Origin of the sequence: Streptomyces sp. V4I8 (assembly GCF_041261225.1) — a bacterium.
GTDB lineage: Bacteria > Actinomycetota > Actinomycetes > Streptomycetales > Streptomycetaceae > Streptomyces.
In genome coordinates, this window is sequence record NZ_JBGCCN010000001.1 from 2,011,507 (window position 1) to 2,034,457 (window position 22,951).

The 22,951-nt window shown below is 71.0% G+C and carries 23 protein-coding genes; 10 read left to right on the forward strand and 13 right to left on the reverse strand.

Going from position 1 to position 22,951, the window contains the following annotated elements:
- Positions 1 to 136 precede the first annotated feature (136 nt).
- Complete coding sequence (locus ABIE67_RS09080) at positions 137 to 1,555, reverse strand: HEAT repeat domain-containing protein (protein WP_370255780.1); 1,419 nt, start codon at positions 1,553 to 1,555, stop codon at positions 137 to 139.
- Between the two features lie 300 nt (positions 1,556 to 1,855).
- Positions 1,856 to 2,248, reverse strand: coding sequence for an ankyrin repeat domain-containing protein (locus ABIE67_RS09085; protein WP_370255781.1), 393 nt, complete (start codon positions 2,246 to 2,248; stop codon positions 1,856 to 1,858).
- A gap of 347 nt (positions 2,249 to 2,595) precedes the next feature.
- On the opposite strand from ABIE67_RS09085, the gene ABIE67_RS09090 reads away from it, so the two are divergent.
- Entirely contained in the window at positions 2,596 to 2,790 is a 195-nt protein-coding gene (locus ABIE67_RS09090) for a hypothetical protein (RefSeq protein WP_004002760.1), read from the forward strand.
- Between the two features lie 40 nt (positions 2,791 to 2,830).
- A complete protein-coding gene (locus ABIE67_RS09095) occupies positions 2,831 to 4,483 on the forward strand; it encodes a hypothetical protein (RefSeq protein WP_370255782.1) in 1,653 nt (550 codons plus the stop codon).
- 95 nt (positions 4,484 to 4,578) lie between these two features.
- Here ABIE67_RS09095 and ABIE67_RS09100 read toward each other — a convergent pair whose 3' ends face one another.
- A complete protein-coding gene (locus ABIE67_RS09100) occupies positions 4,579 to 6,078 on the reverse strand; it encodes a PLP-dependent aminotransferase family protein (RefSeq protein ID WP_370255783.1) in 1,500 nt (499 codons plus the stop codon).
- Positions 6,079 to 6,142: 64 nt separating this feature from the next.
- Here ABIE67_RS09100 and ABIE67_RS09105 point away from each other — a divergent pair, with 64 nt between their 5' ends.
- The 4 genes from ABIE67_RS09105 (at position 6,143) to ABIE67_RS09120 (ending at position 9,722) form a co-directional block, all read left to right on the forward strand.
- A complete protein-coding gene (locus ABIE67_RS09105) occupies positions 6,143 to 6,859 on the forward strand; it encodes a YitT family protein (RefSeq protein WP_370255784.1) in 717 nt (238 codons plus the stop codon).
- Positions 6,856 to 7,626: a glycerophosphodiester phosphodiesterase gene (locus ABIE67_RS09110; RefSeq protein WP_370255785.1), complete on the forward strand. Its 771-nt coding sequence runs from the start codon at positions 6,856 to 6,858 to the stop codon at positions 7,624 to 7,626. The genes ABIE67_RS09105 and ABIE67_RS09110 overlap by 4 nt, the downstream gene beginning before the upstream one ends.
- 57 nt (positions 7,627 to 7,683) lie before the next feature.
- Positions 7,684 to 9,069, forward strand: a complete 1,386-nt coding sequence (locus ABIE67_RS09115) for an MFS transporter (RefSeq protein WP_370255786.1) — start codon at positions 7,684 to 7,686, stop codon at positions 9,067 to 9,069.
- 278 nt (positions 9,070 to 9,347) lie between these two features.
- The gene (locus ABIE67_RS09120; RefSeq protein WP_003977404.1) at positions 9,348 to 9,722 is read left to right on the forward strand and encodes an RNA polymerase-binding protein RbpA; all 375 of its coding nucleotides are present in this window, start codon (positions 9,348 to 9,350) and stop codon (positions 9,720 to 9,722) included.
- 190 nt (positions 9,723 to 9,912) lie between these two features.
- On the opposite strand, the gene fxsA is transcribed toward ABIE67_RS09120, so the two are convergent.
- Complete coding sequence (fxsA, locus tag ABIE67_RS09125; protein ID WP_370255787.1) at positions 9,913 to 10,476, reverse strand: FxsA family membrane protein; 564 nt, start codon at positions 10,474 to 10,476, stop codon at positions 9,913 to 9,915.
- A 27-nt stretch (positions 10,477 to 10,503) separates the two neighbouring features.
- Here fxsA and ABIE67_RS09130 point away from each other — a divergent pair, with 27 nt between their 5' ends.
- Positions 10,504 to 10,725 carry a hypothetical protein gene (locus tag ABIE67_RS09130; RefSeq protein WP_370255788.1) on the forward strand — a complete coding sequence of 74 codons (222 nt, stop codon included), beginning with the start codon at positions 10,504 to 10,506 and terminating at the stop codon, positions 10,723 to 10,725.
- Here the strand turns inward: ABIE67_RS09130 and ABIE67_RS09135 are convergent.
- The 3 genes from ABIE67_RS09135 to ABIE67_RS09145 form a co-directional block, all read right to left on the reverse strand.
- The gene (locus ABIE67_RS09135; RefSeq protein ID WP_370255789.1) at positions 10,722 to 11,525 is read right to left on the reverse strand and encodes a polyprenol monophosphomannose synthase; all 804 of its coding nucleotides are present in this window, start codon (positions 11,523 to 11,525) and stop codon (positions 10,722 to 10,724) included. The two genes, ABIE67_RS09130 and ABIE67_RS09135, sit on opposite strands and share 4 nt — an antisense overlap.
- 554 nt (positions 11,526 to 12,079) lie before the next feature.
- Complete coding sequence (locus ABIE67_RS09140; protein WP_370255790.1) at positions 12,080 to 13,693, reverse strand: amidohydrolase; 1,614 nt, start codon at positions 13,691 to 13,693, stop codon at positions 12,080 to 12,082.
- Positions 13,694 to 13,783: 90 nt separating this feature from the next.
- A complete protein-coding gene (locus ABIE67_RS09145; RefSeq protein WP_016434164.1) occupies positions 13,784 to 14,224 on the reverse strand; it encodes an Lrp/AsnC family transcriptional regulator in 441 nt (146 codons plus the stop codon).
- Between the two features lie 268 nt (positions 14,225 to 14,492).
- Here ABIE67_RS09145 and ABIE67_RS09150 point away from each other — a divergent pair, with 268 nt between their 5' ends.
- Positions 14,493 to 14,927: a hypothetical protein gene (locus tag ABIE67_RS09150; protein ID WP_370255791.1), complete on the forward strand. Its 435-nt coding sequence runs from the start codon at positions 14,493 to 14,495 to the stop codon at positions 14,925 to 14,927.
- A 40-nt stretch (positions 14,928 to 14,967) separates the two neighbouring features.
- On the opposite strand, the gene ABIE67_RS09155 is transcribed toward ABIE67_RS09150, so the two are convergent.
- Both ABIE67_RS09155 and ABIE67_RS09160 read right to left on the reverse strand, forming a co-directional pair.
- A complete protein-coding gene (locus tag ABIE67_RS09155) occupies positions 14,968 to 16,065 on the reverse strand; it encodes a phosphotransferase family protein (protein WP_370255792.1) in 1,098 nt (365 codons plus the stop codon).
- A 12-nt stretch (positions 16,066 to 16,077) separates the two neighbouring features.
- Positions 16,078 to 17,124: a hypothetical protein gene (locus tag ABIE67_RS09160; RefSeq protein ID WP_370268376.1), complete on the reverse strand. Its 1,047-nt coding sequence runs from the start codon at positions 17,122 to 17,124 to the stop codon at positions 16,078 to 16,080.
- 202 nt (positions 17,125 to 17,326) lie between these two features.
- Between ABIE67_RS09160 and ABIE67_RS09165 the strand changes: the two genes are divergently transcribed.
- The gene (locus tag ABIE67_RS09165) at positions 17,327 to 17,575 is read left to right on the forward strand and encodes a hypothetical protein (protein WP_370255793.1); all 249 of its coding nucleotides are present in this window, start codon (positions 17,327 to 17,329) and stop codon (positions 17,573 to 17,575) included.
- Here ABIE67_RS09165 and ABIE67_RS09170 read toward each other — a convergent pair.
- Positions 17,538 to 18,710 (reverse strand): acyl-CoA dehydrogenase family protein, encoded by a 1,173-nt coding sequence (locus tag ABIE67_RS09170; protein WP_370255794.1) that lies wholly within the window; start codon positions 18,708 to 18,710, stop codon positions 17,538 to 17,540. The two genes, ABIE67_RS09165 and ABIE67_RS09170, sit on opposite strands and share 38 nt — an antisense overlap.
- A gap of 333 nt (positions 18,711 to 19,043) precedes the next feature.
- Between ABIE67_RS09170 and ABIE67_RS09175 the strand changes: the two genes are divergently transcribed.
- The gene (locus ABIE67_RS09175; protein ID WP_370255795.1) at positions 19,044 to 20,282 is read left to right on the forward strand and encodes a glycoside hydrolase family 18 protein; all 1,239 of its coding nucleotides are present in this window, start codon (positions 19,044 to 19,046) and stop codon (positions 20,280 to 20,282) included.
- An 81-nt stretch (positions 20,283 to 20,363) separates the two neighbouring features.
- On the opposite strand, the gene ABIE67_RS09180 is transcribed toward ABIE67_RS09175, so the two are convergent.
- From ABIE67_RS09180 to ABIE67_RS09190, 3 genes are all read right to left on the reverse strand, one after another.
- Complete coding sequence (locus tag ABIE67_RS09180; protein WP_370255796.1) at positions 20,364 to 21,023, reverse strand: TetR/AcrR family transcriptional regulator; 660 nt, start codon at positions 21,021 to 21,023, stop codon at positions 20,364 to 20,366.
- A gap of 147 nt (positions 21,024 to 21,170) precedes the next feature.
- Complete coding sequence (locus ABIE67_RS09185; protein WP_370255797.1) at positions 21,171 to 21,311, reverse strand: SCO1431 family membrane protein; 141 nt, start codon at positions 21,309 to 21,311, stop codon at positions 21,171 to 21,173.
- Between the two features lie 46 nt (positions 21,312 to 21,357).
- Positions 21,358 to 22,722 (reverse strand): peptidase C39 family protein, encoded by a 1,365-nt coding sequence (locus tag ABIE67_RS09190; RefSeq protein WP_370255798.1) that lies wholly within the window; start codon positions 22,720 to 22,722, stop codon positions 21,358 to 21,360.
- Between the last annotated feature and the right edge of the window lie 229 nt (positions 22,723 to 22,951).

Sequence of the window (22,951 nt, forward strand, 5' to 3'; positions counted from 1 at the left end):
CGTTCCGCTGCGCCCCCGAGCGGGTCAGATCACGTCCATGCGCACCTGACCCGCAGGTCATCCCGAGTTCACCCGGCGGGCGGATCTCCGCGACCTTCACAGGCCGAACACAGGTCCCGTCCTCTCCGCCCGATGATCAGCCGGCTGTCATGTCCGGTCCGATCCGACTGCGTACGGCCGTCTGCACCTCGGCCTCCTCGGCCGGGTCGGCGGCGAGCCGGCGCAGTCGCTCGACGACGCGCGTGTCACCGGTCTCGGCGTGCCGCGCGGCGATCTCGCGAGTGGTCTCCTCGCAGTCCCAGAGGCACTCGACGGCGAAGCCGGACGGGAAGGAGGGGTCGGTGGCGGCCAGGGCACGGGCCGTGCGGCCCCGTAGATGGGAGGAGGCGGTCTCGCGGTAGATATGGCGCAGGACGGGGGCGGCGCAGCCGATGCCGAGACGTCCGGTGCCGTCCACCAGGGTCCACAGGGTCGGCGCGTCGGGACCTTCACCCCGTACGGCCTCCCGTAGCGCGGCCAGGACCAGGTCCTTGTCCTCGGCTCCGCCCCGGCAGGCGAGCACGCGTCCGGCGGCGGCGCCGAGTTCATCGGGCCGTCGGGCCCAGCCACGCGCGCGGTCGACGGCGGCGACACTGCGCATCCGTTCGAAGGCGTCGACGGCGGCCTCCACGACGGCCGACGACCCGGTGACCACGGCCGCCTCGATCAGGTCGAGGGCCTCGGGATCATTGCTGTCGGCGAGGTAGCGCAGAGCGGTACAGCGGGCTCCGTCGGTGCCGTCCTTGGCGGCGGCGACGATTTCCGGCCGGTCCTCGGGGCCGGCGACGGCCATGAGGCACCGCGCGGCGGGCACATGGAGCGCGGCTCCGCGCTCGATGCCCTGCTGGGCCCACTCGAAGACCGCCTGCACGCTCCACCCCGGACGGGGCCCGGTAGGTCGTATCTGCCGCTGCCAGCGGTCGAAGCAGCCGGCCTCGTGAGCGGCACGCACACGCGTGGCGATCGATTCGCGCGGATCCTCGGCCCACAGCCGCCAGGGCCGTGGCTCGAAGGCATCGCGTACGACGGTGGCCAGCTCGGCCTCGCCCTGGGGATCGGCCGGGAAACGGGCCAGGACGGGCGCGGCGAGGGCACGCAGGCCCGCGTCGTCGTCCCTGAGCGCGAGCTCGTCCAGGGCCCAGGCCCAGTTGGAGCCCGTGGCGGCGTACCTGCGCAGCAGTTCCAGGGCGTCCCGCCTGCCGTAGGAGGCGAGGTGGCCGAGGACGGCCAGGGCCAGGCCCGTGCGGGACTCCTCGGTGTCGAGGGCGTCCTCGACATCGAAGAGGTGCGCCTCGATCTCGTCCAGCTCGCCGTTCAGGTCGAGGTAGAGACGGGCGTAGTAGAGGGAGCGGTTCTCCACCTGCCAGTCGTGGCGGGGGTCCCGCAGCACGCAGTGGTTCAGGGCCGCGAGCGCCTCGGCGCGCGGGGCGGTGAGCGCGTGCAGTGTGCCGTCGCCGCGACCCCGCTGGAGCAGGCCGAGCAGCGTACCGCTGGGCGCTATGACCGGTTCGAACATGGGAAACAGCCTCACATCAAGCGTCGACGCAACCGGGGTTCTTGCTTCACCTGGCCGCGTGACAACACGTCGGGGCGCCCGCCGTTTCCTGCTTGCTGTAGACCATCTTCCTCTGCCTCTCGTCGGTGGCCCATGCGGACCGATCACGGCCCGCGCGGTGCGGCAACACCTGCCCAGCCATCGCGTCCGTGAATCACGACGCCATGATGACTCGGCACTTCCGTCTGCCGCGACCGAAATTTCGGCGGCCCTGTACCGCCTCCCCCGTTTTCCGTGTTTCAGCTGGTCAGAACGTTCGGCTCAGTGGGCGCCGAACAGCTCGAGCAGTTCCGTCTTGGCGAACATGCGGGCCGTGTCGACGGCCGACGGGGTGCCCGCGGCCGGGTCGGCACCGGCCTCCAGAAGGACCTTGATCACTTCCGTCTCGCCTTTGAAGACGGCACCGGCGAGTGGCGTCTGCCCCCGGTCGTTGACACGGTCGCCTTCGGCACCCCGGGCGAGCAGGGCGCGCACCGCGTCGGCATGGCCGTGATAGGCGGCGAGCATCACGAGGGAGTCGCCGCGGTCGTTGGTGAGGTTGGCCGGAACGCCCGCGTCGACATACGCCACGAGCGCCTCGGTCTGCCCCTGCCGGGCCAGATCGAAGATCTTGGTCGCCAGCTCCACGACCTCGGGGTCGGGAACATCTGTCATCGGCCGGACCGCCTCTCCACTACGAACACGGGGACTGCTGGGACTGCTGGGACTGCGGGCATTGCGGGAACCACTGGGAATCACGGGTACGGCCGGCGAGCGGTGTCGGCCGTACGAGTGATTCGCCAGGGTACTGGCTCGCGCGGCACATGACCCGATGCGTCCGAGGCAAAGATCATCGCAGACACCGCCGGACGCATCACCCAAGCTCATCCGGTCAAGGACACTCCGCCATCTGAAGGAAATCTGCCGGATTTCACCCAGTTGCACCTTTTATCGTATGGATACATCCTGTGAGCCTGGAAGTACTCATGGTGACTGTCCCCACCCGAACCAGGAGCACTCACATGATCCTCTCCATCTCAGGCGTCGTTCTGCTCGGCATCGTCGTCTTCATCTTCTTCCGCAAGGACGGGCTGAAGGCGTCCCACGCCCTGATCTCGGCGCTGTTCGGCTTCTATCTGGCAAGCACGGCCATCGCCCCGAGCATCAAGGCCGGCGGCGAGAGCCTGGCGAGCCTCCTGGGCGGCATCCAGTTCTGACGTCGCCCATCCCGCCCGTACGCACCTCCAGGAGACCGCAGTGGCCCGCCGCCCCCTTCCCCGCATCCTGAGCACAGGCAGCGCGCAGATCGCCCGAAGCCGGGAGCTGGCCCGGGCGCAGCTCACCCGAAGCCGGGAGCTCGCCCGGACGGCGAGCGACAGCGCCTCTGACGTTCTCCATCCACTGATCACGATCACCCGTGGTCTGCGCCGGCTGGCCTCGGCCGGGCGGCGCAAGTGGTCCGACACACCCAAGGACAAGCGCGGACCGCTGCTGTTCCTGGTGGCCTCGGTCATCCTGGTCGTGGCGCTGGTTCCGTACGGGCCGCTGCTCGCCGTCATCACCCTGATGGCGGCGGCAGCCTGGCAGGGCCGGGACCGCGAACCGGCCACGCCCGAGGGACCCGACGAGTCCCAGACGGAGCGGCTGAGATCGCTGTACGAGGCGCTGGTCCCGTACTTCTCCGCCGCCGACGACCCGGCGCCGCTGTACACCCACGGCGGCGAGTGGGAGAAGGCCTTCCCGGAGTACGAGTTCGACGGCACGAGCCGGATCAACAGTCTTCTGGTCCGCTACCCGGCCTACTTCACGGACGGCGAGGCGCAGGCCCGCGCGCGGATCGAGTACCTGCTGACCGCGAAGTCCGGCCGCGGCCGGGAGTACCACTTCGCCTGGGACGAGGAGGGCAACGAGCTCACGGTCTCCGCCCTCGCTCCGCTGCCCACCGACATCGCCGCCCAGCGCTTCGTCACCGCTCCCGGCGAGACCGTCCTCGGCTTCACCGACCCCACCCGGGTCCAGCGCACGCTCCCGCTCACCCACGGCGAGGAACAGCGCGACGTACCGCCGGTCGTCTGGCGCACCGGCATCCGCTCCACCGAGCCCCATCTGCTGGCCGTGGGCCAGCCCGGCAGCGGCACCTCGACCCTGCTGCGCTCCATCGCCCTGCAGGCCCTGCAGCACGGCGACGTCGTCATCGTCGAGGGCGGCGGCACCGGCGAGTACGCGTGCCTGACCGGCCGGGACGGCGTACTGGCGGTCGAGTGCGGGCTGGCCGGGGTCCTGGCGAGCGTCGAGTGGGCGGCGACGGAGACGGAGCGGCGCCTGATCGCCGTGAACCGGGCCCGCCAGGCGGGCAACCCGCCGCCCGAGGACACCAAGCGCCCGCTGTGGATCCTCCTGGACCGGCCGACGGCGTTCTCCCACCTCGCCGCCGCGGACGACCGCAAGGACCCGCAGTCCCTGCTCCAGGTCCCGCTCCGGCACGGCCGCGCGGCCAACGTGACGGTGGTGGTGGCCGAGCAGTGGGACGCCCTGGACGCGCTGAGCGATGCCGTACGACAGCACACGCGCGCGCGTGTCGTGCTCGGCCCCGCCACGGCGGAGCAACTGCAGGCGGCCCTGGGCGCTCCCCCGCACACGACTCCGGTCGCCGACGTCCCGGCCGGCCGTGGCTACGCCCGCCTGGGCACGGGCCCGGTCCACCGCCTTCAGGTCCCGGCGACCCCGGACCCGTACGACGACGCGACGAGCGACGCACACCGGCAGGCGGTACTCGAACTGCTGCCCCCGCGAACGACGCCGGTGGAGGCAGAGTCGCTCGGCACGCTGGAGAGTCTCGGCACCCTGGAGAAGGCGTACCAGGAGCCGGAGCCGGTGCCGGCGGAAGCCGTGGTGGCGGAGACTTCGTAGCCCCGTCGGAGACTTCATAGCCCCGTCGGCGCGGGACCGCGCGAGCCACCCCGCGCCCGGCCGCGCGAACCATCCGGCACCGGCGCCGCGTGACGTCACGCCACGAACGGCCGCAAGGACTCCCCTGCCCCGGTCGCCCCGCTCTCCACCAACCGCGCCGCCGCTCCCAACCGCACCGCGGCCTCCTCCGCCACCGCGCCCCCCACGGTGAACGGCAGCCGCACATACCCCTCGAAGGCCCCGTCCACGCCGAACCGAGGCCCGGAAGGCACCCGGACCCCGACCCGCTCCCCGACTTCCGCGAGCCGCGACCCCGACAGGCCACCCGTCCGGACCCACAGCGTGAGCCCGCCCCGGGGCACCTCGAACTCCCACCCGGGCAGCTCCCGCCGCACGGCCGTGACGAGCGCGTCCCGGTTCTCCCGCGCCTGCCCCCGCCGCAGCTCCACCGCCTGCTCCCAACCCCCCGTGCCGAACAGCCAGTTCACGGCCAGCTGCTCCAGGACGGGCGTGCCCAGATCGGCGTAGGCGCGCGCGGCCACGAGAGAGCGGATCACATCGGGAGCAGCCCGCACCCAGCCGATCCGCATCCCCGCCCAGAAGGCCTTGCTGGCCGAGCCGACGGTGATGACGGTCGACCCCGCGGGGTCGAAGGCGCACACCGCTCGCGGCATCTCCACGTCCGGGTCGAGCCACAGCTCGCTCATCGTCTCGTCGGCGACGAGGACCGTCCCCGCCGATCGCGCCGCGTCCACCAGGCGCCGGCGCTGGTCCTCGTCGGCCAGCGCCCCGGTCGGGTTGTGGAAGTCGGCCACGACATAGGCGAGCCGGGGCGCGGCCTCCCGCAGCACCTGCCGCCACCGGTCCACGTCCCAGCCGGCCAGCCCCTCGGCCATGGCGACGGGCACGAGCCGGGCGCCCGCCTCCCGCATCAGCTGGAGGATGTTGGCATACGACGGCGACTCGACCGCGATCCGCTCGCCGCGCCCCGCGAACAGATGGCAGATCGCGTCCATGGCGCCCATCGCCCCGGTCGTCACCATGATCTGCTCGGGCATGGTCGGAATCCCGCGCGCCGTGTACCGGTCGGCGATCATCGCGCGCAGCGCGGGCAGCCCGGCCGGATAGTCGCCGTGGGTGTGGGCGTACGGGGGCAGCTCCTCCAGGGCGCCCTGGACGGCACGGGTCAGCCACGGCTCGGGCGCGGGCAGCGCCGCGGTGCCCAGGTCGATCATCGAGCCCAGCGCCTCGGGCGGCAGGGGCTCCAGGCCCCGCGCGGGCAGCGGGTTCCCGGCCGGTACGGCCGTCCAGCTCCCGGCCCCGCGCCGCGACTCCAGGAACCCCTCGGTGCGCAGCGCCTCGTACGCGGCGGCCACGGTCGTACGGCTCACCGACAGGGAGAGGGCCAGTTCCCGCTCGGCGGGCAGCCGCGCGGCGACCGGGACGCGCCCCTCCAGGACGAGCAGTCGGATGCCGTCGGCCAGGGACCGGTACGCGGGCGGGCGCTTGGTGCCGGGCCCGGCGGGGCGGTCCTGCTGGGAGGTGAGCAGCCGGGCGAGCTGCGCGGCCCCCACCGCGGAAGTCCACTGAGCCATGATTTCCAGTCCACCTTCCCCGAATTGGCCATGGAAGGCGCCTCCTCCCAAGCCACAGGGTGTCATGCATCAGTCCACTACCACCACAGGGGGGCATGTCTTGTCCACGCAGGGACATCGCACAAAGCGGCTCACGCACGGGCACCTCACACGGCGGCTGGCCCAGCTCTACATCGGGCTCGCGCTGTACGGCGCGAGCTCGGCGCTGCTCGTCGAGGCGGGCCTGGGCCTGGAGCCCTGGAACGTGCTGCACCAGGGCCTCGCCGAGCGCACCGGCCTGACGATCGGCGTCGTGTCGATCATCGTCGGCGCAGCGGTGCTGCTCCTGTGGATCCCGCTGCGCCAGCGCCCGGGCCTCGGGACGGTCTCCAACGTCTTCGTGGTCGGCCTCGCCATGGACGGCACGCTCGCCCTGCTTCCCGAGGCCCACAGCCTGGCCGTACGGATCCCTCTCCTCCTGGCCGGCATCGTGCTGAACGGCGTGGCCACCGGCCTCTACATCGCCGCCCGCTTCGGACCGGGCCCCCGGGACGGTCTGATGACCGGTCTGCACCGGCGTACCGGTCGCTCGATCCGGCTGATGCGCACGGCCGTCGAGATCGCGGTCGTCGTGACCGGCTTCGCCCTGGGCGGCACGGTCGGTGTGGGCACCGTCCTCTACGCGGTGTCCATCGGCCCGCTCGCCCAGGTCTTCCTGCGCGTGTTCGCCGTCCCTTCGGCATCGGACGGCAGCACGGTCGTTGCCGCCGGGCAACCCCGGCGCGCGATACTGCGTCCGTGAGCACCACGCGGATACGCCACCCCTACCTCGACCACCCCGGCCCGATCCCCTTCGCCCACCGGGGCGGCGCGGCGGACGGCCTGGAGAACACCGTGCTGCAGTTCCGGCGCGCGGTCGAACTGGGCTACCGGTACATCGAGACCGACGTCCACAGCACTCGCGATGGCAAGCTCGTGGCGTTCCACGACTCGACGCTGGACCGGGTGACGGACGGGGCGGGCCGGATCGCGGACCTGCCCTGGAGCGACGTACGGCACGCGCGCGTGGGCGGCAAGGAGCCGGTGCCCCTCTTCGAAGAGCTCCTGGAGACGTTCCCCGAGGTGCGCTGGAACGTCGACCTCAAGGCGGAGCCGGCGCTCCACCCCTTCCTCGATCTGATCGGGCGCACCAACGCCTGGGACCGCATCTGCGTCGGCTCCTTCTCCGAGGCCCGCGTCATCCGCACCCAGCGCCTGGCCGGACCGCGCCTGGCGACGTCGTACGGCACCCGGGGCGTGCTCAATCTGCGGCTGCGCTCCTGGGGCGTGCCGGCCGCGCTGCGCCGCTCGGCGGTGGCCGCCCAGGTGCCCGAGGCACAGTCCGGCATCCAGGTCGTGGACCACCGCTTCGTACGGGCCGCCCACGCGCGCGGGCTGCAGGTGCACGTGTGGACCATCAATGATCCCGATGTGATGCACCGGCTCCTGGACCTGGGAGTCGATGGCATCATGACCGATCACATCGACACATTGCGCAAGGTCATGGAGGACCGCGGCGTCTGGGTCTGACCCCTGCCCCCGTCTCCACCCGCGCGCGGAATCATCACGGGGAAGCGAGGGCGCGGGGTGGGCACCGGAACCGTGCGGACAGAGGCGGCCGACGAGGCCGCCGGGCGCCGGCGCGAGCAGCGCGGCTGGTACTTCTACGACTGGGCGTGCTCCGTCTACTCGACGAGCGTGCTCACCGTGTTCCTGGGCCCCTATCTGACGTCGGTCGCCAGGGAGGCGGCGGACGCGGACGGGTTCGTCCATCCCTTGGGCATACCGGTGCGCGCGGGGTCCTTCTTCGCGTACTCGGTGTCCCTGTCGGTGATCGTGGCCGTCCTGGTGATGCCCCTGGTGGGCGCGGCGGCCGACCGCACGGGCCGCAAGAAGCCCTTGCTCGGGGCCGCCGCCTACACGGGGGCCACGGCCACCACGGCCATGTTCTTCCTGGACGGTGACCGCTACCTGCTCGGCGGCGTCCTGCTGATCGTCGCGAACGCGGCCCAGTCGGTCGCGATGATGCTCTACAACTCCTACCTCCCGCAGATCTCCCGGCCCGAGGAACGCGACGCGGTCTCCTCCCGGGGCTGGGCCTTCGGTTACGCGTCGGGCTCGCTGATGCTGATCATGAACCTGGTCCTGTATCTGGCCCACGACTCCTTCGGCGTCTCCGAGGGCATGGCGATCCGCATCTGTCTGGCGTCGGCCGGTCTGTGGTGGGGCGGCTTCGCGCTCATCCCGCTCCGACGGCTGCGCGACCGCAGGACCACGCGGGACACGGCCAAGGCGAGCGGCACGGAGGAGGAGAAGGCCGGGAAAACGACCGCTCCCGGCTTCCGGCAGCTCGCGGCGACCTTCCGCGACATGCGCCGCCACCCGCTGACGCTCGCCTTCCTCCTCGCCTACCTGATCTACAACGACGGCATCCAGACGGTGATCTCCCAGGCGTCGATCTACGGCTCCGAAGAACTGGGCCTCGGACAGTCGACGCTCATCGGCGCCGTACTGCTGGTCCAGATACTGGCGGTGGCCGGGGCGCTGACGATGGGACGGCTTGCCCGGATCTACGGCGCGAAGCGGACGATTCTCGGCTCGCTGGTGGCGTGGACGGTGACGCTCGCGGCCGGGTACTTCCTGCCGGCCGGGGCGCCGGTGTGGTTCTTCGTACTGGCGGCCGGCATCGGACTGGTCCTCGGCGGCAGCCAGGCCCTGTCCCGGTCCCTGTTCTCCCATCTCGTCCCGCCGGGCAAGGAGGCCGAATACTTCGCGGCGTACGAGATGAGCGACCGCGGCATGAGCTGGCTCGGCCCGCTGCTGTTCGGGCTCACCTACCAGCTGACCGGAAGTTATCGAGACGCGATCATCTCGTTGGTGGCCTTCTTCGTCATCGGATTCGCCCTGCTCGCGAGGGTTCCGGTGCGGCGGGCGATCAGCGACGCGGGCAACCCGGTGCCGACAACGATTTAGCGTTCCGAGTGAAAGGGCGGTAGTGTACGCGTTTGGCCTGCCAGGCGTACCGTTACTGCGCGTCAAAGATGCCGAAACGCTGGGTTACATCTGCTAGCAGATGTGACAAACCGGGCGCCGGTGGGTACGACATTGGTCAGCAAGGCTGCGGCTACGACGGCGACGCATCACCCGGAACGGGACACGGAACGGGAATCTTTACCGCCGACCGGACGTTGACCGGATGACGACGACAGCGACACCTGTCCTGTGGGCGACAAGCCCGGGAGGCACGATTCATGAGTGAGCGAGCTCTTCGCGGCACGCGCCTCGTGGTGACCAGCTACGAGACGGACCGCGGCATCGACCTGGCCCCGCGCCAGGCCGTGGAGTACGCATGCGAGAAGGGGCACCGGTTTGAGATGCCCTTCTCGGTCGAGGCGGAGATCCCGCCGGAGTGGGAGTGCAAGGTCTGCGGGGCCCAGGCACTCCTCGTGGACGGCGACGGCCCTGAAGAGAAGAAGGCCAAGCCCGCGCGTACACATTGGGACATGCTGATGGAGCGGCGGACCCGCGAGGAACTCGAAGAGGTCCTCGAGGAACGTCTTGCCGTACTCCGCTCCGGGGCGATGAACATCGCGGTTCACCCCCGGGACAGCCGCAAGTCCGCGTAGCCCCTACGGGGGATTGGGCGGAACTACCAAGGCACATGTAACCGCGGGCGCCGTACGTGAAGGTGACGTACGACGCCCGCGGTTTGGTGTGCCCAAATACGGGCCCAACTATGGGTGGGCCCACATGTGATGGACCCAAAAGGAGCCCGGCGCTCAGATGGCGCCGGGCTCCTTGGCATGTCAGCCCATGTCAGCGCGTCAGCGGCGGCCTCGGGCCCTCCGAGGCATCCGGGGAATCCCCCGACTCGTCCCTGATGACCTCGCCCTGCACGACCTTGCCGTCGGGGCGGTGCATGCGAGCCTGCTGGAAGGCGTCACCGAGCGAGCCCGGGTTCGCCTCGCGCAGCTTCCGCTCGAACGTACGCTCCGCCTGCCGGCTCAGGGCCTTCTGGACCGGCGGGACCAGCAGAAGCAGGCCCAGCGCGTCCGAGACGAGGCCCGGCAGCATGATCAGCAGGCCGCCCAGCATCATCAGACCGTTGCCACCGCCGCTCGCCGGGGTGCCACCGCGCTGCAGCGCCTCGTTCAGAGCCTGGAAGGCGCGTCGGCCCGCCCGCTTGATCACCACCGTGCCGAGCACGAGACCGGCGATCAGCAGCAGGAACACCACGAGCCCGCCCGCCACGTCCGCGACCACGGTGAGCAGCCAGATCTCCAGTACCAGCCAGGTGGCGACAGCCAGCGGCAGGAAGGTGCGCAGCCGGGAGCGCCGGGGCCGGGCGGGATAGGTGGGGGTCGGTGCGCCAGTCGTCATGCGTCCAGTGTGCCTGGGCCCGCCTCAGTGCGGGATAAGAGGCCGCTGGACGCCGTCTGTGGGGCGTGGACCGATGGCTGCGGAGCCTGCGCCCGTGACCGCCAGGACTGCCGGGACTGCCGGGACTGCCAGGACTGCCAGGACTGCCGGGACTGCCAGGACTGCCAGGACTGCCAGGACTGCCAGGACTGCCAGGACTGCCAGGACTGCCAGGACTGCCAGGACTGCCAGGACTGCCAGGACTGCTAGGACTGCGGCGACGGTTTCGTGCGGCTCATCAGCTTGCCCACTCGCTCCCGCGCACCCCACGAGGTGACCCGCCAGAGCGCCTCGACCAGGATGTCGCGGCTCATCTTCGAGTCACCGAGCTCACGCTCGACGAAGGTGATGGGCACCTCGACGACGTGGAAGCCGGCCTTGACGGCGCGACGGGCGAGGTCGACCTGGAAGCAGTAGCCCTGGGAGGCGACGTCGTCGAGGCCGAGGCCCTCCAGGGTCTCGCGGCGGAAGGCGCGGTAGCCGCCGGTGATGTCGCGCAGCGGAAGGTCCAGGGCGAGCCGGGAGTAGAGGCTGCCGCCGCGGGAGATGAACTCGCGGGACTTGGGCCAGTTCACGACCCGGCCGCCGGGCACCCAGCGGGAGCCGAGGACCAGGTCGGCGCCCTTGAGGGCGGTCAGCAGGCGGGGCAGTTCCTCGGGCTGGTGGGAGCCGTCGGCATCCATCTCGATCAGGACGCCGTAGCCCTTCTCGATGCCCCAGCGGAAGCCCGCGAGATAGGCGGCGCCGAGGCCCTCCTTGCCCTTGCGGTGCAGAACCTGGACGTGGTCGTCCTCGACGGCCAGTTCGTCCGCGAGTTTGCCGGTGCCATCGGGGCTGTTGTCGTCGGCCACGAGCACGTGCGCGTCCGGGACCGCCTTGCGGACCCGGCCGACGATGCTCTTGATGTTCTCCGCCTCGTTGTAGGTCGGGATGATCACCAACGCCGTGCCGAGCGGCCCGAACTGCCTCCCCCGGTGCTGTGCCCCGAGGGTCCCGTCGCCGTCGTTCACTGCTGCCCCTTCATGTCCGTACGCAGACGTCCACCATAGTGGTCGCGGCCTGCGCTTACGCGACAGCACGTTCGTATGGTGGTGTCGATTCCACAAGAGCGGGGTATGCATGGGTTTTCCGTGCCCGGACGCCTGCACGACACCTGCGGATGGGGGCCCGGCGCCCTTCGGGCCGACCTGGGACCCGCTGGCTGCGGGTCGACCGAAAGCCGTTGTCTACTGAGCGCCCGGGCCCCACCCGGGTCACACCTCCCCGACCGGCCGGAACGTTCCGTCGTCGCCGCGCGGGCACTGAGCCTGGCTCCCAGTGACGGTGCCCCGGTGCGGCACACCGTCCCTGACCCAGCGGCGTTGCGACGGGTTCCCGGAAGTTCCGCGGTTCCCCGGTCGGGCGTCCGGTGGTGGACCCGGCCGAACCTACCGGCCCCGGACCTCCGCCTGTCAACAGCCGTTTGACCTGCGGATATTCACCCAATTCGCTGGTCAGCGCAGAGGATGCGCAGGTCGCGCGACAGGACGGCGCGCGGTGATCGGGTTCGCGCCACCCCGGGAGATCACTCGCCCGGCCGTACGAAGACCGTTCGTCCGCCCACCACCGTGCGCAGGCAGGTGGGAAGTTCCCGGTCCGGGCTCAGGTCGGGCAGGCCGGGGGTGCCGGAGCGGGGGTCGGTGGACCAGCGCGCGACCCGGTCGTCGGGGGCCTGGACCACGAGTTCGTCGGTGCGCCACACGGCGTAGTCGGCGGGCGCGCCCGGCACCAGGACGCCCGCGTCGTCGCGCCCGATCGCCCGCCAGCCGCCGCGCGTGTGCGCCGTGAACGCGGCGCGCACGGAGACCCGGTGCTCGGGCGTGTGATGGAAAGCCGCCGCACGGACCGTGCCCCAGGGGCCGAGGGGGGTGACGGGGCTGTCGGAGCCGAAGGCGAGGGGCACGCCGGCGCGCAGCAGGGCCGCGAAGGGGTTCAGCGTGCGGGCGCGTTCGGCGCCCAGGCGCTGGGCGTACATGCCGTCCTCGCCGCCCCACAGCGCGTCGAAGGCGGGCTGGACGGATGCGGTCAGGCCCAGCTCGGCGAAGGCCGCGATCGTCTCGGGGGTGAGCATCTCGGCGTGCTCGACGCGATGGCGGGCGGCGCGGACACGGGCGAGCCCGAGCTTCTCGGCGGCGGCGCGGACGCCCTCGACGACGGCGGTGACGGCGGCGTCGCCGATCGCGTGGAAGCCCGCCTGGAGGCCTGCCTCGGTGCAGGCGGTGACGTGGGCGGCGACGGCGGCCGCGTCCAGGTAGGCGGTGCCGGTGTGGCCCGCGTCGGCGTACGGCTGGTGCAGACAGGCGGTGTGCGAGCCGAGGGCGCCGTCGACGAACAGGTCTCCGGCCGCGCCGACCGCGCCCAGCTCCCGCGCCTTGCCGATTCCTTCCTCGGCGGCCTCCGCCCAGTAGCCGACGACCCGCGGGCCGGGTTCCCCGGCGGCGAGCCGGAGCAGGCCGGTGAAGTCGTCCTCGGACGAGATGTCCGGCCCCCCGCATTCGTGGACGGTGCCGATCCCGAGGGAGGCTGCGTGGGCGAGGGCGGCGCGCTGGGCCTCGATGCGCTGGGCGGGGGTGAGGGCGGCCAGCGCGGTGGCTCGTACGGCATGGTGGGCGCCGGCGACGAGCGGGCCGTCGACCGCGCCGAGGTCGCCCGGCGTCATCTCCAGCAGGGCCGTCGTGACGACCGCCGAGTGGACGTCGATGCGCGAGAGGTAGAGGGGGCGGCCAGCGGCGGCCTCGTCGAGCTCGGCCCGCGTCGGGGGGCGGCCACCGGGCCAGCGGGCGGCGTCCCAGCCATGCCCGAGGAGGACACGGTCGTGCGGTCGGGCGGCGACGAACTCCCGCACGAGGGCGAGGGCGGCCTCCAGGGAAGGCGCACCGGACAGATCGAGCCCGGTGAGGGCGAGGCCCGTGGCGGTGGTGTGCACATGCGCGTCGGTGAACGCGGGCGTGACCAGAGCACCGTCCAGATCGACGACCTCCTCCACCCCGTCCGCGAAGGCATCAGCGGCCCCCTCGGACCCGACCCAGGCGACCTGCCCCCGCTCCACGACCATCGCGGTGGCGAAGGGATCGGCGGGGCTGTGGACCTCTCCACGACGGAGAAGAACGGTCTTCGGCTGGGCGGTGGGCTCACTCATGGAGACCAGTTTCCCGCCTCACCTCATGCACTCGGTACAGGGGGCGCCCTGAACGCCGCGAAAGGGGCGCGGGGCTGTGTCGATCTGCCGTCAAACCCTCGGTGGCCGCGCCTCGTACGGCGTGGACAACACCACGGTCGTCCGCGTGGAAACCCCCGCCAGCGACCGAAGCCGAGCCAGCAGCTCCTCCAGCTCGTGCGGGGTGGCCACCCGCACCTTGAGGATGTAGTTCTCGTCGCCCGCCACACTGTGACAGGCCTCGATCTCGGGCACCCCCGCAAGCCGGTCCGCGATGTCGTCCGGCGCACTCGGATCGAACGGCTTCACCGAGATGAAGGCGGTCATGGGCAGCCCCACGGCCTCCGGGTCCACCACCGCGGCATAGCCCCGGATGACACCACGCTGCTCCAGCCGCCGCACCCGCTGGTGCACGGCAGACGTGGACAGGCCCGTGGCCTTGCCCAGATCGGTGTAGCTCATCCGCCCGTCCTTGACGAGCAGCTGCACGATTTGTCGGTCCAGCTCCTCCATGGCGCAAGAACCTACAGTGCGGTTGATCTCCTCGGATACCTGAGCAGCCCAGGTCATGTCCGGTTTGTAATGTCTCCGAGAAGTGGCTGTGCGCCGCCTGAGGGACAAACCGGCCGCCACGGGCACCTGCGAGCGGCATGTGACGAAGGCCACAAGCCCCGAACAGGCTCCGTGATGGTCCCGTGATTAACGCCGAGAGCAGGCGGGAAGTGCTTGCTGTGGTCGAGGCCGCAGTGCCTTCACGGCCCAGTCCGAGGGGGAGAACCCAATGCAGAGTCTTAAGCGCCCTGGTCGTACCGTACCCAAGCGCCTCCATGCGGTCGTCGAGCCCGAGCCGGAGGGCGTCGAACCCGACGACTTCGACGACGAACTCGACGCGTACGACACCTTCGAGATGTTCCGGGTGATCTGCCCGGACTGCGCGCAGCCCATCGCCCTGCTGGCCGACGAGGAGGTCCTGCCGGAGCACGCGCTGTGCGCCTCGCCGTGGAACCCGTTCGGCCTCACGGTCTGTGCGGGCACGGGCCGCAGGGCCGCCGAGGCCCGCTCCGCGGACGAGTCGGCGGAGCCTCAGGAGCAGGACACCGCCCTTCTGTTGACGCTCCCTCAGGGGCTGGACTGGCGGACTCAGCCCTTCTCGCACGTCGGTGGCCCGGGCTCGCGCCCCATCAGGGTCCCGGTCATGCGGCGACAGGCCGCCTGAGCGCACGCCACCCCGCGCGGCGGCGTCAACGCCGTATCGCTCAATCCCAGTAGCTGCCCTGCACCATGGCTCGCAGGCTGCCGTGGTGCAGGATCAGTGTGTCCGGGTCCGCCGGGACGGCGACTTCGCCGAAGTGGGCCTGGCGGTAGGCGATCCGCAGCATGACGATGGCGTGGCGCAGGGCGGCGTACAGCGTGTGGAAGTCCATGTCGCGTGGCGTGTGGCCGGTGAGGTCGGCATAGCGGGCCTCCACTCGGTCGCGGCGCAGGAAGTCCGGTAGCCCGGGCTGTCCGAAGGCGACCGTCAGGTCGTGGAAGAAGCGGTGCAGATAGACGGTCCAGCCGAGGTCCACCTCGCGCGGGGCCAGTGCCGCCATCTCCCAGTCGAGGACGGCCACGGGTTCGAAGCCGTCGTACACGACGTTCCCGATGCGCGCGTCGCCCCAGTTGAGCACGGGTGCGCCCGGATCGCGCGGCCAGAGGTCCTCCAGGCGGTCGAACGCGTCCTCGATGAGCGGTGAGCGGGTGAGTCCGTCAACCACCCATTCGTAGTACGCGCGTTGGGCCGTGACGTGCCGTCGCAGGGCGTCGCCCTCACCCGGAAGGGTCAGGAACTCGGCTTCCCCCGACGGAACTTGGTCGTGCAGCCGGGCCAGCAGTCCGATCGTGGCCGCCTCCAGGCGCTCGCGCTCCTCGTCGCTCGCGGCGTGCAGCCAGTTGCCCTCGTAGGTGTACGGCATGACGTCCGGCGGTACGCGCCCCTCGACACGCTCCATGACGAAGAAGGGCGCCCCCAGCGGGCCGGGGTCCTCCTCCAGCCACAGCACCTTCGGCACGGGCAGATCCGTGTGCTCGGCCACGACGCGCATCGTCCGGTACTGGCGCGGCATGTCGTACACCGGGAAGACGCTGTACGCCGCCGGGTCTGCGGCGAGTCGCAACGCGCCGGCCCGCACGGGCGGTTGGGGGTGCTCGATGTCGAAGAGCAGGGTCTCGCTGGACAGGCCGTTCGACTCGGGGACGGTGACGCGGACCGCCTTGGCACCCGGCAGCCGGGTGCCGAGCCAGGCGGTGAGACGGCGGGTGATCTCCTCCGGGTCGCGGGTGGTCGTGCGAGGGCGCGGTGCCGTGGCTGCCATGTCGCAAACCCCCTACGGTGCAACCGACTTGAAGTCCGTGAACCCGCTCGGGTCGTGCCGTCCGAACGAGCCGTGCTCGAAGATGCCGTGCCCGACCCGGCCGTCCAGACGGATGCGCGCGGCGTGATCGGTGACTCCGTAGGCGGCGAGGGGGTGGGCGGCGGGATCGGAGAGGTCGTAGGTACGGCGGTCCGTCCACCCTCGCCCCCGCCAGGTGCCGTGCTGCCAGTCGTCGGCCGGCGGGTAGCCGGCGCCGATGGCCAGCGGGGAGGAGGCCAGGATCTCCACCTCCAGCTCCTGCGGTTTACGGACGTCGCCGAGGTGGATGAGGGCGCTTCGGGGGTGGCGCGTGCCCGGGCGGTACGCGATCTCGGCCTGGGGCCAGCCCAGTTGGCGGTCGCGTTGGCCGGGGCGGACCATCGTCGCCTCGCTCAACGAGCGGTGCCCGTCCGCGTCCTCCTGGACGATCACCATCAGGAACCGGTCCTCGAAGCGCACCGGGCACCAGATCCAGTGGAAGCCCTCGGCCGGACGCTCCTCGGCGAACTGTCCGCCCTCCTCCCCGGGGATGGGGCGCACGCCCCAGCTGCGGTCACGCGTGCCGGTCCACTCGCCGGCGGTGACGCGGAACTCCTCGCCGCCCGCCCGCACGACGCCCGCCACGCCACCCGCCTGCACGAAGCGTCGCCCTTCGAGGGTGAGCCGGCCACCGCGGCGCTGAAGGTGATGGGGTTCCCAGAGGGCCGGGAAGTCGGCGGTCCAGGTGAGGTCGTACGACAATTCCTCGTCGTCGCACCTCAGACGGAACCGCCGGAGCGGCTCCTCGACCTCGATGCGCAGCGGCCCGACGGCGAGCCGCATCCGGTCCTCGCCGAGGGCGTCGGAGGCCCGCACCGCGTGCAGCATGTCCCCCACCCGCAGGGTCGCGTACGCGTCGATCACCCCGGCGTTCGGGTACACCCCGAGGCCGAGGATCAGCAGGGCGCGCCCCCGATGGTCGAGGACGTGGAAGATGCAGCGGTCGTAGGCGTTCCGGTCGCTGGTGGCGACGTGCTTCATGGAGAGGGGCACTTGGTGCACCGGGTACTCGTCGAGCGCCACGGGACGGTCGTCCTCGGCCACGGCATACCTCCCTGGAGGCGGCTGCGCTGACGGTACGTCAGACAGCGGCACGTGGCCAGAGAGGGTGCCGGACGAACCGCGAACCCATTACCGATTCCGGCAAGCGGTGACTTGTCCCCCACCTCCGCGTTGCCCTGGTATGCCCCCCACCTATTCAGCGACCGGGCCTCAGCGCCGTATCTTCGTGCCGCGGCCCGCGGGAACGCTTGCGCCGGCGCCTCCGCAGCAACCGGATCCGCCCATCTACCGCGAGCTGATGCGCACCTGGGCCGACCGTGGCCGCACCCTGCCCGGGCGCCACGACCCGGAGTGGATCCGGCTCGCGGCGCCGACGGTCAAGCACGGTCAGTTCAGCGTCCCTCGGGACCTGCTAGGTGACGGGCGATGACCATCCGCTGAATCTGGTTGGTGCCCTCGACGATCTGCAGGACCTTGGCCTCGCGCATATAGCGCTCGGCCGGGAAGTCCGCGGTGTAGCCGTACCCGCCGAGGATCTGGACGGCGTCGGTGGTGACCTTCATCGCCGTGTCGGTGCAGTGCAGCTTGGCCATCGCCGCCTGCTTGGCGAACGGCCGGCCCGCGTCACGCAGTCGTGCCGCCGCGAGGTACAGCGCGCGGCCCGCCTCGATCTGGGTCGCCATGTCGGCGAGCATGAAGCGCAGACCCTGGAAGTCGACGATGGGCTTGCCGAACTGCCGTCGCTCGGTCGCGTACGCCACCGCCTCGTCCAGCGCCGCCTGGGCCACGCCGATCGCGCAGGCCGCGATGCCGAGCCGGCCGGAGTCGAGTGCGGACAGGGCGATCGCGAAGCCCTGTCCCTCGTCGCCGACACGCCGCTCGTCGGAGACCCGGACGCCGTCGAAGTGGACCTGGGCCGTGGGCGAGCCCTTCATGCCCATCTTCTTCTCGGGCGCCGCCGCGCTCAGCCCCTCCGCGTTACCGGGCACCAGGAACGCGGTGATCCCGCGCGGGCCCTCCTCGCCGGTGCGCGCCATGACGGTGTAGAAGTCGGCGATGCCGCCGTGTGTGATCCAGGCCTTGGTGCCGGTGATCACCCAGCCGTCGCCGTCGCGCACGGCCTTCGTCCGCAGCGAGGCCGCGTCGGACCCGGAGGCCGGCTCGGACAGGCAGTACGCGCCCAGCAGGCCGCCGCCGAGCATCGCGGGCAGGTGTTCGACCTGCTGCTGCTTGGTGCCGTAGGTGGCGAGGGAGTAGGAGGCCAGGGTGTGGACGCTGACGCCGAGGCCGACGGTGAGACGGACCGCGGCGAGCTCTTCGAGGACCTGGAGGTAGACCTCGTACGGCTGGTCGCCGCCGCCGTACTCGACGTCGTACGGCAGGCCGAGGAGTCCCGATTCGGAGAGCAGGGTGAAGACCTCGCGCGGGAAGCGTCCGGCGTCCTCATCCTCGGCCGCCTTCGGGGCGATCTCACGCTGCGCGATGTCGCGGACGAGCGAGATCAGATCCCGGGCCTCGTCCGTGGGCAGTTGACGGTCCACCGGCTGCGGGGCGCGGTCAGGCATGGCGACGATCCTCCCTGTCGGGCACATCGGCGGACACCCGCCTTGGGTGGGGCGGCTGCGCCGGGTCTCACTGGTGCCGGGCCGATGCTCGCATTTCCGGGTCTCGGAAGCTGCTGACCAGCGGCTGTGCGCTGTGAGTATGCCCGATCGGAGCCATCCAGTCACCAGTTAACGACCGCTCACTTCAAGAAGTATCAGACACGTGATCCGCGGTGGCGAAATTGGTCCGAACCATTGACGTACTGGTCTAGTCCTCCTACGGTGACGGATCAACGCGTCATCGCGTTCATGCCAATCGGCGCATGCTCCCCTCTCCCCGCGAGGAGACACCCGATGCACCTCACCCACCGCCCCCGCACCCGGCTGCGGACGCTCGTCTCCGCCGCCTGCGCGGCCGTCCTCGGCGCCGGGCTGCTCGCCGGCGCCGGCACCGCCACGGCCGACCCCGCCCCCTCCCCCAAGCTCGCCGCCGGCTCCAAGGTCGTCGGCTACTTCACCGAATGGGGCACCTACGACCGCAAGTACTACGTCAAGAACATCGAGACGTCCGGTTCCGCGGCCAGGCTCACCCACATCAACTACGCCTTCGGCAATGTCACCGGCGGCAAGTGCGCGATGGGCGACTCCTACGCCGCGACCGAACGCAGCTACACCGCCGCCGAGTCCGTGGACGGCGTCGCCGACACCTGGGACCAGCCGCTGCGCGGCACCTTCAACCAGCTGCGGGAGCTCAAGAAGAAGCACCCGGGCCTCAAGGTCCTGTGGTCCTTCGGCGGCTGGACCTGGTCGGCCGGCTTCGGCGAGGCGGCGCGCAACCCGGCGGCGTTCGCCCAGTCCTGCTACGACCTGGTCGAGAACTCCAAGTGGGCCGACGTCTTCGACGGCATCGACATCGACTGGGAGTACCCGAACGCCTGCGGCGCCACCTGCGACACCAGCGGCCGGGAGTCCTTCAAGAACCTGATGGCGGCCGTGCGCGCCAAGTTCGGCTCCGGCAACCTGGTCACCGCGGCGATCACGGCCGACGCGACGAGCGGCGGCAAGATCGACGCGGCGAACTACGCGGGCGCGGCCCCGTACGTCGACTGGTACAACCCGATGACGTACGACTTCTTCGGCGCCTGGGACGCGACCGGTCCCACGGCTCCGCACTCGGCGCTGAACTCCTACACCGGCATCCCGAAGGCGGGCTTCCACACCTCGGCGACCATCGCCAAGCTCAAGGGCCTCGGCATCCCGTCCGCCAAGCTGCTGCTCGGCATCGGCTTCTACGGCCGCGGCTGGACCGGCGTCACCCAGTCGGCACCCGGCGGCACGGCGACCGGGGCGGCCCCCGGCACCTACGAGGCGGGCATCGAGGACTACAAGGTGCTCAAGTCCAGGTGCCCGGCGACCGGGACCGTGGGCGGTACGGCGTACGCCAAGTGCGGGAGCCAGTGGTGGAGTTATGACACCCCGGCGACCATCGGGACGAAGATGGCGTACAAGAACCAGCAGGGCCTGGGCGGGACGTTCTTCTGGGAGCTGAGCGGGGACACGTCCAACGGTGAGTTGATCAAGTCCATCAAGTAGCGGGTCCCACGGGGGACTTGGGGCGGAGGGCCACGAGCCTCCGCCCCTTGCCGTGTCGACCGGCCGGGTCAGCCCGCCGTGTCAGCCTTCCCGGCGCGCGGGCTCCGGGGCCGGGTAGGCGGGGTCCATCTCCTCGATGGCGCGCATGGCGCCGCCCAGCGTCTTCACCAGCAGCTCGCGCATGGTGTCGCGGGGCAGTTCCGGGCGCTCCGTCCAGTCGAGGGTGGCTCCCTCCACGCTGCACACCCAGGCGAGCAGGCCCATGCGGGCGAGGGGGGCGATGTCGGTACGGCCGTACGCGCCCTCGGCGATGGTCGCCACGATCGCCGCGCGCACGCCGTCCCGGATGGCGTGCACCTCGGTGTCGAAGCCGACGCCGCCGCTGACGATGGTGCGGTAGGCGGCCTGGTTGTGCTCGGCGTAGCGGAGGTAGCTGTCGACGGTGCGGTGGACCCGGTCGACCGGCTGGAGTTCGAGACCGCTCGCGGCGAAGGTGACCAGGTCGGCGACGGAGTCCTGGATGATCGCCAGGTAGTAGCCGCGCTTGGACTGGAAGTAGTAGTAGATGAGCCCCTTGGCGACATGGGCCTGCCGGGCGATGTCGTCCATGGAGAGCGCGTCGTACGACGTGTCGGCGAACAGCTTCCGCCCGATGGTGATGAGTTCGGCACGGCGCGCCATCGAGCGCTCGGTGCCGCGCGCCCGGGGTCGGGCCGCGTCGCGCTGTTGACTAATATTCAATTTAGACCCTGTTATCCAACGGGCGGCGGGACATCCGCAGTATGGCAGACCTGCACCAGCTGCTCGTTCGAGTCTGATCGACTTTGATGGGTCCGCTCGACAACAGGGTCGGGATATGTCCGGCCAAAGGACCCTGTGTGTGTCAGCTCACAGCAGTCCGAGCTGCGTGACGAGCATCGCCACGACCACGACGAGGGTCCAGCCCATGATGTGTTCGAGGATCTTCGGGCCGTCTTCCTCGGGGCCGCCGGTACGGACACGGGCAGCGGTGGCGGAGTGCGTGGTCATATGCCCACCCTGCCACCGGAAGCGGCTTTTGTGGCAGAGAGCTTGCTCACAGCACGCCCACCGCCGCGAGCGCCGCGCGCTGCCGCGGGGTCGGACGCGCCGGGAAGTAGAGGTAGCAGATACCGCCGGTGCCGGAGACGACCTTGCCGTCGGCGTTGTACCGCTTGGTCCGCAGCCAGACATTTTCCCATTCGCGCCGCTTGTAGACGCGCCGCACCGCCTCGTTGCTCGGTGAGTTCGGGTCGTTGGCGATCACATCGCCCTCGGCGGTGAAGCCGACGACGGTCATGAGATGCCCGGCGGTGCCGTACCCCGCCCCGGTCAGCTCCTCCTTCAGGAACGACTGGGACGTTATGGCCGGGATACCGGCAGCGATCAGCGTCTCCAGATCGGTGAGCGAGCCGAGCCGGGTGACGATGCCCTGGAGGTCCTTGAAGGTGGCCGCGTAGGCGGCGTTGAAGGGCCAGTTGCCGCAGCCGTCGTACTGGTAGTCGAAGGTGAACCGGGCCGCGTGGCAGACCTGCGGGTCCGCGTACGCCGGGTCGACCCAGGCCAGCTGCTCAGGGGTGAGGCGGGCGCCCCAGTACTCGATGATCATCTGCGAGGAGGTGGGGCTGCACCAGGCCTCGCCGCCGTTGTCGTACTCGGGGTACTGGCCGATGTGGATCTCCTGCGAGTAGCGCGGGACGACCAGCTCCCGGGCCAGGGCGGGGGTGGAGGCCGGGACGGTGAAGCGGTCGGGGACGTCGGAGCCCATCACGCCGGCCCGCCACACGGTGGGGGTGAGCTTCGTGCCGGGCTTGCGGTGCAGGGTCAGCCGCAGCCGGTACGACGTGAGGCGCAGCCCGGTGGCCGGGTCGTCGATGGCGAACGTGTCCGTCCAGACGCTGCTCCTGCCGTCGCTCTGGTCGTCGACCGAGGTCCGCCTTATGTCCTGGTCACCGGCGGCCCAGCGGCCCAGCACGTACCAGGGGGTGCCGGTGCCGTCCGAGTACGTCCCCTTGAGTTCGATCTGGAGCCAGGTGCCGTCGGGGGTGTGCGCGTTCCAGGAGGCGATCGCCTCGGTGGCGGGGACGGTGAGCCGGTGGACGGGGGACGTCCAGGTCGCGTACTCCCAGCCGGCGCGCTCGCCGGTGTGCGGGTCCGTGTAGTCGCGGGTGCCGGCGGCCGTGGCGATCACGAGGCCGGGGCGGGCGCCGGCGACGGCCCGGGTGCCCTGGGCGGCGCCGCCGCGCCAGTCGGTGTACGTGGTCCAGGCGCGGTTGTCGACGGTAGGGGTCGCGACCGGTGCGGGGGCCTTGGCATCGGTGGTGATGTCGGCGGCGAGCACCGGGCCCGCACTGCCGGGGACGGCTGCGGCGACCGCGGCTGCCAGAACGATTCTGCGCGACGGCTGTTCGGCTCTGCTCATGGGCGGAAGACCCCCAGGTGTCCGAGTGGGGCGGATCCAGTGCACGGCTGTCCGCCCACTATGAACGCAGGGGGCGACGTCTGCCAGCACTTCGCGCCGGGCGCGCCTACGAATATTGGTGTCGACCACTGACATGAACCGGGGGGAGGCCCGCTGCTCCAACCGCCGTACGTACGAGGTGGGATGGGTGAGCGGATGATCCCGGCGTACGCCGCCTCGATGGCGTACG